Raw genomic sequence first — 12488 nt, forward strand, 5'->3', positions numbered from 1 at the left:
GGCCTGGGGCCGTGGGCCCAGGCCCGGAGCCCGTGGGGCCGGGGCCCACACCCCCCGCGCCGCACCGCCGCGACCACGACTCCCGCCGCCCCGAGCCCACAGCTCGCGGTCGGCAGCCCGCGACCCAGGGCCCCCCGCCTGGCGACCCGCGCAGCACGCCCGTGCCCGGGCCCCCGCCCGGGCCGTGGGCCCAGGCCCGACCCGCGCGGCACGCCCGTGCCCCGGCCCCCGCGCCACCCCCGCGGGTCAGGCCTCCGGCGGGGCCGCCTCGCGTAGGGTGCCGGCGGCCAGGTGGAGGCGGCGGGTGATGCCGATCGCGGCGAGGAAGTGCTCGTCGTGGCTGACGACCACGAAGGCGCCCTGGTAGGCCGTCAGTGCCGACTCCAGGCGGGCCACCCCGCCGAGGTCGAGGTTGTTGGTCGGCTCGTCGAGCAGCAGCAGTTGCGGCGCGGGCTCGGCGTACAGCACGCAGACCAGCGTCGCGCGCAGCAGCTCGCCGCCGGACATCGCGCCGACCGGCAGCTCGGTGGCGCGCGGCCCGCGGAAGAGGAAGCGGGCCAGCAGGTTCAGCCGCTCGGCCACCGGCATACCGGGGGCGTAACCGGCCAGGTTGGCGGCGACGGACTGCTCCGGGTCCAGCAGGTCCAGCCGCTGCGAGAGGTACGCCGAGCGGCCCGCGGCCCGGGTCACCCGGCCGGCGTCGGGCTCCAGGTCACCGCTCAGCAGCCGCAGCAGCGTGGACTTGCCCGCGCCGTTCGCGCCGGTCAGCGCGATCCGCTCGGGGCCGCGGACGACCAGGTCGGCGCCCTCCCCGGCGAAGACCTCGCGCTGCCCGAGACGGATCCGCAGGCCCTCGCCGGTGAAGACCGTGCGGCCGGCGGGCACCCGGGTGGCGGGCAGGTCCAGCACGATCTGGTCGTCGTCGCGCACCGCGCGCCCCGCCTCGTCCGCCCGGGCCCGCGCGTCGCCGAGCCGGGCGGCGTGCGTGCCGCCCGCCTTTCCCGCGGATTCCTGGGCGCGGCGCTTGAGCCCGCCGGCGACGATCTTCGGCAGCCCGGCGTTCGCGATGTTGCGGGCGGCGTTGTTCGCCCGCCGCTCGGCGCGCTCGCGGGCCTGCTGCATCTCCCGTTTCTCCCGTTTGACGTCGGCCTCGGCGGCCCGCAGGTTCTTCAGGGCGACGTCCTGCTCGGCGGCCACGGCCTCCTGGTAGGCGGTGAAGTCGCCGCCGTACGTACGGATCACGCCGTCGTCGAGCTCGGCGATGCGGTCCATCCGGTCGAGCAGCGCGCGGTCGTGGCTGACCAGCAGCAGGCAGCCGGTCCACTCCTCGACGACGGTGTGCAGCCGCTGCCGGGCCTCGCCGTCCAGGTTGTTGGTCGGCTCGTCGAGCAGCAGCACGTCGGGCCTGCCGAGCAGTTGCGCGGCCAGCCCCAGGGCGATGGTCTGGCCGCCGCTGAGGGTGCGCAGCCGCCGGTCGAGTGCGACGTCGCCGAGGCCGAGCCGCTCCAGCTGGGCGCGGCTGCGGTCCTCCACGTCCCAGTCGTCGCCGATGACGGCGTAGTGGCGCTCGTCGGTGTCGCCGGACTCGATGGCGTCCAGCGCCGCGATAACCGGAGCGACCCCGAGGACGTCGGCGACGCGGAGGTCCCCGCTGAGCGGCAGCGTCTGCGGCAGGTAGCCGAGCACGCCGCCGACGGTGACGGTGCCGCCGGTGGGCTGCAGATCCCCGGCGATCAGCCGGAGCAGGGTGGATTTGCCCGCGCCGTTGGGGGCGACGAGCCCGGTGCGGCCGGGGCCGACGGTGAAGGACAGGTCCTGGAGGACCGGGATGTCCCCGGGCCAGCTGAAGGACAGGTGGGAGCAGATGATCTGGGCGTCGGACATGACAAGACCTCGGGTACGGCAGGGCAGGGAGCGCGCGCGCTCACCGGCGGGCGTTCAGGGACGACGAAGCGGCCCCCGGCGGTGCACCTCGTGCGCCGCCCGGTGGCCCGGGGCTCCGGACTCACCCGGAGATGTCGTCGTCACCCGCCACGCGTGGCCTCTCTCGTCCCGGACCTGCGGGCCCGGACCTGGTCTTCCTGCTCCACCGACTGTACCAAGGCCCTTCCCGGTCCGGGGGCGGGCGCGCGGTCAGCCCCGCGGCCGCGCCCGGGCGACGACGCGGAACACCGGCACGGCCGGGGCCGCGGCGGCGAAGGCGTCGGCGGTGGGCTCGTCGACCAGGCCGTTGCGCAGGAAGGCGCCGACGCCCATCGGGTTCTGCGCCGGGAATTCCCGCAGCACGACGCCGCGCTCGCCCACCGGCACCTCGACGAGGTCGACCTCGCGGGTCTCGCGGCCGCGGGTGAGCGTGCCGCGGCCGGCCGCGCGGGCGTTCTTCACCCAGTCCGCGTGCGGGTAGGCCTGGCAGATGTAGGTGGCCCCGTGGATGGTCACCGGGGCGACCGGGGTGGTGCGCGGGATGCCCGTCCTGCGGCCGGGAAGGGTCAGCAGCTGCATCGGCCCGAAGGGCAGCCCGACGCGGTGGAAGAGGACGACCACCCGGTTGCGCACCCGGTCCCTCGTGCTGATCGCGCTGTGCGTCGTCATGGCAGGCATCCTGCCATGGCCCGGATCTGACACAATGTCACGTATGCGCGGCCGTGCCGTCAGTCGCCGTGCATGCCCGCCATGTCGTACGGGTCGGTGACGCCCTCGTAGGCCAGCGTCAGGGACATGCCCTGCGAGGCGTGCACCAGGTTGTGGCAGTGGACCATCCACAGGCCCGGGTTGTCGGCGGTGAAGGCGACCTTCCACACCTCGCCCGGTTTGACGTCGAAGGTGTCCATGGTCAGCGGGCTGCCGGTCACGGGGTCGCCGTTCCGGGACAGGATACGGACCGAGTGGCCGTGCAGATGCCAGGGATGGGTGGCCAGGCTGCGGTTGACCACGGTCATCTCCACCCGGTCGCCCTTGCGCACCACGAGGGTCGGCACGTCGGGGAAGGCGTGGCCGTTGACCGTCCAGTCGCGGCCCTTGACCGGCCCGGACAGCGACAGGCCGCGGTCCAGGACGAGGGTGAAGCGGCGGTCGAAGGGGCCCGCGTCGGTGGCCGGGCGGGCGGCGGGGCGGCCGTAGGAGAGCAGGTCGAGTGCGGGCCAGGACGCGGTGTCCGGCGCCGCCGCGGCCTTGCCGCCGCCGGGGAGCAGGCGCAGGCCGTGCGCCCGGTCGTCGTCGACCAGCAGCGCGACGGAGCCGGACGGCATGGTCAGCCGCAGGTCGTAGCGGCCGCCCGCGGCGAGGCTGAGCGCGGTGTCCCGCAGGGTGCCGGGGCCGTCGAGGGCGTTGCCGTCCACCGCGGCGAGGGTGAAGGGCGCGCCGGCCAGGGTGAAGCGGTGGGTGACGTTGTCGGTGTTGATCAGCCGCAGCAGGACCGGCCTGCCGGGCGCGACCTGCCGGGTGTCGAGGGTGTCGCGGTCGCCGACGGCGGTCACACCGTCGAAGGTGTGCACGGGCACCGGGATGTCGGCCGCGCCGGTCGCGGCCTGCGCTCCCGCGGGCCGCGGCGTCACGACGAGCGAGCCGAACAGCCCTTTCTGCACGCCCTGGTTGGAGTCCTGGTGGGTGTGGTACCAGTACGTGCCCGCCTGGGCGGCGAGGAAGCGGTAGGTGAGGCTGTGCCCGGGGGTGACGGCGTCCTGGGTGAGGCCGACGGCGCCGTCCTCGGCGGACGGTACGTCGTAGCCGTGCCAGTGGATCGACACCCCCGCGGAGATGTCGACGTTGTGCAGGGTGACCTCGACCAGGTCGCCCTGGACGGCGGTGATCGGCGGGCCGGGCACGGTGCCGTCGAAGGTCCACGCGGCGACCTTGCGGCCGGAGGCCAGGGTGACGGTCGCCTTGCGGGCCTGGAGGCTGTAGCGGCGCACGGTGCCGCCGGGGTCGGGGGCGGACGGGCCGGTGAGGGTGGCCACCGAGACGCCCTTGGCGGGCGGGTAGGCGATCGCGGGTCCGCCGCCGGCGTCGGTCGCCGGGGTGCCTGCGAAGGTGGTCAGCGCGCCCGCCACCCCGACCACGAAGGCCACTCCCCCGGCGCCGAGCACGACACCGCGCGGCCGCCCGTCCAGCACCCACCAGGCGGCCAGCGCGAGCAGCGCCACGAGCGCGACGGTGACCAGTGCGACGGCCACGGTGACCGGGTAGCCGATCAGCAGCGTCACGACCAGGCCCGCGAGGGCGGCGATCCCGGCGGCGAAGAGCGGTACGGCCACCGGCGCGGTGTCGCCCTCCAGCGGACCGCGGGCCAGCGCCGGCCGGAGCAGCCGCCGGGTGGCGACGACCGCGGCGGCCGCTGCGGTGACGGCTTGCAGCGGCAGTTCGAGCAGCGCCTTCTCCTGGACGAACCACCAGCCCCCGCCGGTGCCGAGCAGGACGACGAGCACCACGCGTATCGCGGTCAGCAGCAGGCCGAGGCCGGTGAGGGCGGCGGCGATCAGCGCCTTGCGGGAGACGGCGGTGGCGCCCGCCGCGAGCCAGGCCGCCGCGGTGAGCGCGACGGCGAGCAGGTCGAGGGTGATCAGGTCAGCAGTCACGGGCGGTGTCCTCGTCGTCCCTGTCTCGCGTCCGGTGGATGAACGTGTGCAGGCCGCACCGCGCCGGGGGACGCAAGCGCACGGCTCCGCCCGCACCGTCCCCGCCGACAGCCCGATAAATCTAACATGCTGTCAAAGCACGCCACCCTGGCCCCCGGGATCCCGGAGACGGGCCGCCCGCGCCCGCGCGGATATCCTGACGGCCATGCACGACGACCCGGGGACCCGCGGCGGCGAGGCGGGACGGCGCCGCCGCTCCGACGCCGAGCGGAGCATCGCCGCCATCCTCGACGCCGCACTCGCGTGCGTCCCGCTCGACGGGAACGTCAACATGTCGGCCATCGCCCGCACCGCGGGGGTGAGCCGGGTGACGCTCTACACGCACTTCCCCACCCGCGAGGCGCTCGTCGACGCGGCGCTGGAGCGCGCCTTCACGCAGACCCTGGAGGCGATCGCGCTGCTGCCGCTGGACGACGGCCCGCCGCGCGAGGTGCTCGGGCAGCTGATCGGCTCCTCCTGGCAGGTGCTGGAACGGCACCGCAACCTCTACCGGGTGGCCTCCTCCACGCTGCCGCCGGAGCAGCTGCGCGGCTACGCCGAGTCGGTGCTCGGCACGATAGGGCGGCTGGTGCGGCGCGGCCGGGATTCCGGCGACTTCCGCACCGACCTGCCGGCCGACTGGCTGGTCGCGACCGTCTACACGCTGATGCACCTGGCCGCCGAGGAGGTCGCCGAGGGCCGTCTGGAGCCCGCCGCGGCCGGCGATCTGGCGAGCCGGACGATCCTCTCGCTGATGACCGCCGGCGCCACGCCGTAGCCCCGCGCGCGGCGTGCGGCCGCACGCTGCACGGATTCCGGGACAACCCCTAAGTCCCCCTGGAGGCCGGGTGATGCGGGGCCGATCTCGCTACCCTTGGTGCGCAGACCGACTCAGCCGGTGTCGTTCCGTCACGGCCGGATTCCGGCATGCCCGCATTCCGAAAGGACGCCCGTCATGCGCAAGGTCTTCCTCGTCCTGTGTGTCCTGCTGCTCGTGGCGATAGGCGTGCAGTTCTACCTCGCCGGCGTCGCCGTCTTCACCAAGCCGCAGACGGACAGCACCTTCGACGCGCACAAGGTGAACGGGGAGATGATCATCCTGCCGCTGGCCGTGGTCGCCACCGTCGTCGGCGCCGTGGCCAAGGTGCCCCGCAAGCTGATCGGCACCACCTTCCTGATCGCGCTGCTGGTGCCCGTGCAGGTCCTCATCAACACCATCGGCGGCCGGGACGACGACAGGAGCAGCACGGCCGGAACCGTCATCATGGGCTTCCACGTGATCAACGGCCTGATCATCCTGATGGTCGCCCGCGCCGCGTTCGACGGCGCCCGCGCCCTGATGAGGTCCGGCGCCGACCGGCAGCCCGCCGCCACGCCCGCGGCCCCGGGCGCCGGCTCCGACTCGGCCGCCGACCCGGTCGGCTGACACCCGCGCCGCTCGCGGCGCCCCCCGTCCGGTGGCCGTCTCCTCGCCTGTCAGAGGAGACGGCCACTGCTGCGTTCCCGGCCGCGGCTCCGATCCCAACTGCCCCGAACGCTCGTCGAATTGGCGTGCCTTCAGTACGGTGAACACGCCCGGCCCGGGGTTCTTCCGGTCGGATATCATGACCGGATCACCGAGTTGCACAGAACAACCGCCTCTACGGCGCCCCTCGCCGTGGCGGCGGCGCGCCGATCAGGGGTTGTCCCTCGCAACCCCACGGAGGTGGTAATGCACGCCGAACCGCACCACGTGCTGGAAATGGCGATGGACGGCCTGTTCAGGCAACGTGGTGTGCTGGACCCGTCGCGGGCCGTGCCGGGGCTCGGGGCTTCGCTGTCGGAAGCCCTGGCGCTCGGTTACCTGTCCGCCGGACCGTGCGTGCAGCACGAACTCGGCTCGTACCTGAGCCTGGAGAAGAGCACCGTGAGCCGGCTGGTGGCCGGCATGACGGACAAGGGCTGGGTCGAGCGCGCCCGCGACCCCAGCAACCGGCGCTTCCAGAAGGTGGTGCTGACCGCCGCGGGCCGCCAGGTCGCCGTCCGGATCGCCGAGGCGACGCGGCTGCGGCACGAGCGCTGGCTCGCCGCGCTGTCCGCGGAGGAGCAGCGGGCCCTGGCCGTCGGGCTGCCCGCGCTGCTGCGGGCCATGTCCACCGAGTGCGGGGCCGGGCAGGACGCCGGCTGAGGCCCGCGCCTGCGGGTGCCGCGGTCAGGTGGGGGGCGCGGGGGCCGGCGAGGAGGTGAGCGGGATACCGCGTACGAGCTGGACCATGACCACGACGACCCCCGCCGTCACGCACTGGTCGCTGAGGTTGAAGATGCCGCCGTGCCCGACCTGGATGAAGTCCAGCACCGCCCCGCGCCCGAAGGCCGGGGTGCGGAAGAGCCGGTCGGCGAGGTTGCCGCCCGCGCCGGCGAAGACCAGCCCGAGCCCGACCGCCCAGCCGGTGGAGCGTATCTCCGGCGCCTTGCGGGCGATGAAGGCCAGCACGCAGATCGCCAGCACGGTGAAGACGAGCGTGGCGCGCGGCGCGAAGGAGCCGGCGGCCCCGGAATTGCGGTAGGCCGTGAAGGTGACCAGCCCGCCGAGTACGTGGCTGGGCTGGTGGCCCTCCACCAGTTCGGCCGCGACCGCCTTGGTGGACTGGTCGACGGCGAGCCCGGCCGCCGCCGTGATCCACAGCGCGCGCTGCGCCACACCCCATCCCGGCATCGGCAACCTCCCGCGTCCTCGTCGCACCGTCCACGAGCCTACGCCCGCGGCCCGCCGCCTCCCACAGCCGTCCCGGCCGCCGCGCCCTGACCGGCGTCTTTCCGAACATTGCCCCGAACGGCCCTGCTGCCCGGCCCCGCGGGCGGGAAGGCTGGACCCGGACGACTCCCCCGCCGCCTGGAGGCCAGCATGCCCGACGCATCCGAACCCGCGACGCCCCCGACGCATCCCGGCCCTGACCTGCCCGACGACGAGCTGCGGGCCCTGGACGCCCACTGGCGGGCCGCGAACTACCTCGCGGTCGGCCAGATCTACCTCATGGACAACCCGCTGCTCACCGAGCCGCTGCGCCCCGAGCACATCAAGCCGCGGCTGCTGGGCCACTGGGGCACCTCCCCCGGGCTGAACCTGGTGCACACCCATCTCAACCGGGTCGTCCGCGCCCGCGGTCTGGACGCGATCTGCGTGTGGGGCCCCGGCCACGGCGGGCCCGCGGTGCTGGCGAACTCCTGGCTGGAGGGCAGCTACACCGAGACCTACCCGGACGTCACACGGGACGCCGCGGGCATGGGCCGGCTCTTCAAGCAGTTCTCCTTCCCCGGCGGCGTGCCCTCGCACGTCGCACCCGAGACCCCTGGCTCCATCCACGAGGGCGGCGAGCTGGGCTACTCGCTCAGCCACGCGTACGGCGCCGCGCTGGACAACCCGGATCTGCTGGTCGCGTGCGTGATCGGCGACGGCGAGGCCGAGACCGGGCCGCTCGCGGCGTCCTGGCACAGCAACAAGTTCCTCGACCCGGTCCACGACGGCGCGGTGCTGCCGATCCTGCACCTGAACGGCTACAAGATCGCCAACCCCACCGTACTGGCCCGCCTCCCGCGCCCCGAGCTGGACGAGCTGCTGCGCGGCTACGGCCACGAGCCGCTCCACGTCAGCGGCGACGACCCCGCCGAGGTGCACCGCGCGATGGCCGCGGCGATGGACACCGCGCTGGACCGTATCGCCGCCTTCCAGGACGCCGCCCGCAGCGGCGGCTCCACCGAGCGCCCGCGCTGGCCGGTCATCGTGCTGCGCACGCCGAAGGGCTGGACCGGGCCCGCCGAGGTCGACGGGGAGCCGGTCGAGAACACCTGGCGCGCCCACCAGGTGCCGCTGGCCGGAGTCCGCGACAACCCCGGGCACCTGCGGCAGCTGGAGGAGTGGCTGCGCTCGTACCGCCCGGCCGAGCTGTTCGACGAGGACGGCCGCCCGCGCCCGCAGGTGCTGGCCTGCGTGCCGGCCGGCGAGCGGCGGCTCGGCGCCAACCCGCACGCCAACGGCGGGCTGCTGCTGCGCGACCTGCCGCTGCCGCCGCTGGACCGCTTCGCGGTGCCCGTCGACACCCCCGGCGGCTCGCAGCACGAGCCCACCCGGGTGCTCGGCGAGCTGCTGGACTTCGTCATGGCCGAGACGGCCGGCCGCCGCGACTTCCGGCTCGTCGGGCCCGACGAGACCGCGTCCAACCGGCTGCAGGCGGTCTACCAGTCGACCGGCAAGGCCTGGCAGGCCGAGGTCCTGGCCGTCGACGAGGACCTGGACCGGCACGGCCGGGTCATGGAGATCCTCTCCGAGCACACCTGCCAGGGCTGGCTGGAGGGCTACCTGCTGACCGGCCGGCACGGCCTTTTCTCCTGCTACGAGGCCTTCGTGCACATCGTCGACTCGATGGTCAACCAGCACATCAAGTGGCTGCGCACCACCCGCGCGCTGCCCTGGCGCCGCCCGATCGCCTCGCTCAACTACCTGCTCACCTCGCATGTGTGGCGGCAGGACCACAACGGCTTCTCGCACCAGGACCCCGGGTTCATCGACCACGTCCTCAACAAGGCGCCCGAGGTCGTCCGGGTCTACCTGCCGCCGGACACCAACACCCTGCTGTCGGTCGCCGACCACGTCCTCGCCTCGCGCGACTACGTCAACGTGGTGGTCGCGGGCAAGCAGCCGTCCTTCGACTGGCTGCCGATGGACGCCGCGATCGCGCACTGCGCACGCGGCGCGGGCCTGTGGGAGTGGGCCGGCAGCGAGGACGTACGGCGCGGTCCCGACGTGGTGCTGGCCTGCGCGGGCGACGTCCCCACCCTGGAGGTGCTGGCCGCGGCCCAGCTGCTCCGGCACCACCTGCCGCAGCTGGCCGTACGGGTCGTCAACGTCGTGGACCTCGCGCGGCTGCTGCCCAAGGAGGAGCACCCGCACGGGATGTCGGACGCGGAGTGGGACGCGCTCCTCACCCCGGACAAGCCGGTGATCTTCGCGTACCACGGCTATCCGTGGCTGATCCACCGGCTCGCCTACCGCCGCCGCGGCCACGACCACCTGCACGTGCGCGGCTACAAGGAGATCGGCACCACGACCACGCCCTTCGACATGGTGCTGCGCAACGACCTGGACCGCTACCGCCTGGTCATGGACGTCATCGACCGAGTCCCGGGCCTCGCGGTCACCGCGGCGGGCGTCCGGCAGCACATGGAGGAGGTCCGGCTGCGCCACCACGCGTACATCCGCGAGCACGGCGTGGACCTGCCGGAGGTCGCGGAGTGGCGCTGGCAGGGCTGAACGCCCCCTGGTGCGGGCGCCGTCCCGTCAGCGCGGGACGCGGGCCCGGCCGGCGGGGGTGCCGGGCGCCGCGGCGAGGTCCGCGAGCAGGGTCAGGGCCGAGGCCAGCCCGCCGGGGTCGCCGAGGGCGTCGAGCAGCCGGGCGTGGTCGGCGGCGACCGCCGCGGCCGCCCGCTGGTGCAGCGCGCGGCCGCGCGGGGCCAGGTGCAGCAGCACCCGGCGGCGGTCGCCGGGGTCGGCGCGGCGGTGGACCAGGGTGTCGGCGACCATCCGGTCGACCAGCTTGGTCAGGCTCGGCGCGGGCATCAGCGCGTAGTCGGCGATCTCCGACATGGGCAGCCCGCCGGCCCCGGCGACCGCGCTGAGCACCCGCCACTGCTCGACCGAGCAGCCCTCGGCCGCCAGCAGCTCCGACTGCCGCGCCACGACGAGTCGTTCGGCGCGGCTGAGGACGAGCGCGAGGTCGCGTCCGGGCTGGCGCGGCGGCTGCGAGGGCATGTTTGCCGGTGTCCTTTCCCGGGGCTACTGTTCGGCCACATTAGGAGGTCTCCGCAAGGGTGCCGGGACCGGGTCCGACATTCCCCGCCGTCCGCCGCGCCGCAGCGCCGCCCACGTGCCCTCGCCCCTTCCGGAGGTGGCCGCATGCTCCCGTCGGCCCGCAGCCCCCGCACCGCGCCGCCGGGCGGGCCCGCCTCCCATGGCGCCGACCGGCCGCTGACGGTGGCCCTGGTGGTGCCGCTGCACGGCCCGGGCGGCATCCTCGGTCCGTCCTGCGAGCTGGCCGCGCAGCTCGCCGCGGAGGAGCTGAACGCCGCGGGCGGGGTGGCGGGCCGGCCGGTGCGGCTGCTCCCGGTGGACGGGGCGGGGCCGCCGCGGCAGGTGGCCGCCGAGGTCGAGGCGCTGGTGCGGCTGGGGGCGGTCGACGCGGTGGTCGGCTGGCACATCTCGGCGGTGCGCCGGGAGCTGGCCCCGCGGGTCGCGCACCTGGTGCCGTACATCTACACCGCGCAGTACGAGGGCGGCGAGCGGACCCCGGGCGTCTTCCTGACCGGCGAGACGGACCGCCGCCAGCTGGGTCCCGCGATGCGGATGCTCGCGGAGGCGACGGGGGTACGGCGCTGGTTCACGGTCGGCAACGACTACGTGTGGCCGCGTGTCACGGCGGCCGCGGCCCGGCGGTACGCGCGGGAGTGCGGCGGGCGCACGGTCGGCGAGGCGCTGCTGCCGCTGGGCACCGACGGCTTCGGCCCGGTGCTGCGGCAGATCGAGCGCGCGGAGGCGGACGCGGTGCTGATGCTGCTGGTGGGCGCGGACGCGGCCGGCTTCAACCGGGCGTTCGCCGCCCGCGGGCTGCCGGCCCGCTGCCAGCGGCTCAGCACCCACATGGACGAGAACATCCTGCTGGCCAGCGGCGCCGACGGCACCGCCGGCCTGTGGGCGGCGGCGGGCTACTTCGCGTCGCTGGCCACCGCGCAGTCGCTGGACTTCGCCGGGCGGCTGGCCGGCCGCTTCGGGCCGGACGCCCCGGTGGTGGGCAGCCTCGGCGAGTCCTGCTACGAGGGCCTGCGGCTGCTGGGCGCGCTGGCGGGGCCGGCGGGCGGCTGCGACGTCCGGGCGATGCACGCGGTGCGGCAGTCGGTCGGGTACGAGGGCCCGCGCGGCGCCCTGCGGCTGCGCGGCAGCCATCTGGACCAGCCCGTCTACCTCGCCCGGGCGGACGCCTTCGACTTCGCCGTCCTCGCCCAACTGTGACCACGCTCCTCCCCGCCGGAGCCGCCAACGGCCGTGCACGGCACGGGCATTGACAGTACCCCGGGCATTGACAGTACCTTCCGCAGGAAATATTTTCTGGGGGAAGCATCTGCCTGCGGCGCCCGCACCCTCGACGGCACACCGCCCGCCCGCAACAGCGGGCCAGCCGCACCGCGGCGGGCCGCCTTCCAGGGCCCGCGTCCCCGGGCGCGCGGCGGAATTGTGCACGCAATTCCGCGCGCCAGGCAAACCCATTCCCCTTTTCTCGACGTTCTTTCTACGCGCGTCACACCAATTCCCTTCCGGTCGCCCTTCTTAAAGAGCCGGACATCGCCGGGAAACACGCGAGCGGGACTCTTCCAACGCCACCGGGGCCTCGTTCCCGGGCGGCGGAACCACGACCCGCGGACGTAAAAAAGGGGAGTTCTCGTGACGGACACGGTCGACACCTCCGCGCCCCCCGGCGGCGCCACCGGCACCAGGACCCGCCGGTACAGCAACTGGGCGCGGAACACCACGTTGGAGGACTACTCGCTGCGCTACGCACCGAAGTCCTTCCGCCGCTGGACCCCTTACGTGGTGGCCACCACGGCGCTCGGCGGCATCGCCTACCTCGCCGACTTCGCGATCGGCGGCTCCATCGCGATCTCGCACGGATTCGGCAGCGCACTGCTGGCGATTCTCGCCGCCGCGGTCACCATCTTCCTCACCGGAATTCCGATCTCGTACTACTCCGCCCGCTACTGAACTTGAATGCGTGATGTCGGTCAGCCGTCCATGATCAGGCCGGTGCCGGCGAGGCAGCTGTTGACCAGGTCGGGGTGGTGCTGGATCTG

General features: G+C 74.4%; 10 protein-coding genes and 1 pseudogene. 6 read left to right on the top strand and 5 right to left on the bottom strand.

Annotation, left to right across the window (positions count from 1 at the left end; translation table 11 throughout):
* Window positions 1-246: 246 nt before the first annotated feature.
* The 3 genes from ACH4SL_RS23730 to ACH4SL_RS23740 form a co-directional block, all read right to left on the bottom strand.
* Window positions 247-1884, bottom strand: a complete 1638-nt coding sequence (locus ACH4SL_RS23730; RefSeq protein ID WP_398448717.1) for an ABC-F family ATP-binding cassette domain-containing protein — start codon at window positions 1882-1884, stop codon at window positions 247-249.
* 249 nt (window positions 1885-2133) lie between these two features.
* Window positions 2134-2592, bottom strand: a complete 459-nt coding sequence (locus ACH4SL_RS23735; protein WP_398448720.1) for a nitroreductase family deazaflavin-dependent oxidoreductase — start codon at window positions 2590-2592, stop codon at window positions 2134-2136.
* A 59-nt stretch (window positions 2593-2651) separates the two neighbouring features.
* On the bottom strand, window positions 2652-4574 hold the full coding sequence (locus tag ACH4SL_RS23740; protein ID WP_398448722.1) for a multicopper oxidase family protein: 1923 nt from the start codon (window positions 4572-4574) through the stop codon (window positions 2652-2654).
* Between the two features lie 205 nt (window positions 4575-4779).
* On the opposite strand from ACH4SL_RS23740, the gene ACH4SL_RS23745 reads away from it, so the two are divergent.
* The 3 genes from ACH4SL_RS23745 to ACH4SL_RS23755 all read left to right on the top strand — a co-directional run bounded on the left by ACH4SL_RS23745 (window position 4780) and on the right by ACH4SL_RS23755 (window position 6780).
* Window positions 4780-5391 (top strand): TetR/AcrR family transcriptional regulator, encoded by a 612-nt coding sequence (locus tag ACH4SL_RS23745; RefSeq protein WP_398448724.1) that lies wholly within the window; start codon window positions 4780-4782, stop codon window positions 5389-5391.
* 177 nt (window positions 5392-5568) lie between these two features.
* Entirely contained in the window at window positions 5569-6039 is a 471-nt protein-coding gene (locus ACH4SL_RS23750; RefSeq protein ID WP_398448726.1) for a DUF6220 domain-containing protein, read from the top strand.
* Between the two features lie 285 nt (window positions 6040-6324).
* A complete protein-coding gene (locus ACH4SL_RS23755) occupies window positions 6325-6780 on the top strand; it encodes a MarR family winged helix-turn-helix transcriptional regulator (protein WP_398448728.1) in 456 nt (151 codons plus the stop codon).
* A 24-nt stretch (window positions 6781-6804) separates the two neighbouring features.
* On the opposite strand, the gene ACH4SL_RS23760 is transcribed toward ACH4SL_RS23755, so the two are convergent.
* Window positions 6805-7308 (bottom strand): signal peptidase II, encoded by a 504-nt coding sequence (locus ACH4SL_RS23760; protein WP_398448730.1) that lies wholly within the window; start codon window positions 7306-7308, stop codon window positions 6805-6807.
* A 189-nt stretch (window positions 7309-7497) separates the two neighbouring features.
* On the opposite strand from ACH4SL_RS23760, the gene ACH4SL_RS23765 reads away from it, so the two are divergent.
* Window positions 7498-9900 carry a phosphoketolase gene (locus tag ACH4SL_RS23765; protein WP_398448732.1) on the top strand — a complete coding sequence of 801 codons (2403 nt, stop codon included), beginning with the start codon at window positions 7498-7500 and terminating at the stop codon, window positions 9898-9900.
* A gap of 27 nt (window positions 9901-9927) precedes the next feature.
* Here ACH4SL_RS23765 and ACH4SL_RS23770 read toward each other — a convergent pair whose 3' ends face one another.
* Window positions 9928-10398 (bottom strand): MarR family winged helix-turn-helix transcriptional regulator, encoded by a 471-nt coding sequence (locus ACH4SL_RS23770; protein ID WP_398448735.1) that lies wholly within the window; start codon window positions 10396-10398, stop codon window positions 9928-9930.
* A gap of 144 nt (window positions 10399-10542) precedes the next feature.
* On the opposite strand from ACH4SL_RS23770, the gene ACH4SL_RS23775 reads away from it, so the two are divergent.
* Together ACH4SL_RS23775 and ACH4SL_RS23780 are read left to right on the top strand one after the other, a co-directional pair.
* Window positions 10543-11652 (top strand): substrate-binding domain-containing protein, encoded by a 1110-nt coding sequence (locus ACH4SL_RS23775; protein WP_398448737.1) that lies wholly within the window; start codon window positions 10543-10545, stop codon window positions 11650-11652.
* A 429-nt stretch (window positions 11653-12081) separates the two neighbouring features.
* Window positions 12082-12396: pseudogene (locus ACH4SL_RS23780) on the top strand (hypothetical protein); the annotation flags it as partial.
* Between the last annotated feature and the right edge of the window lie 92 nt (window positions 12397-12488).

Origin of the sequence: Streptomyces sp. NPDC021020 (genome assembly GCF_044333285.1) — a bacterium.
Taxonomy (GTDB): domain Bacteria; phylum Actinomycetota; class Actinomycetes; order Streptomycetales; family Streptomycetaceae; genus Actinacidiphila.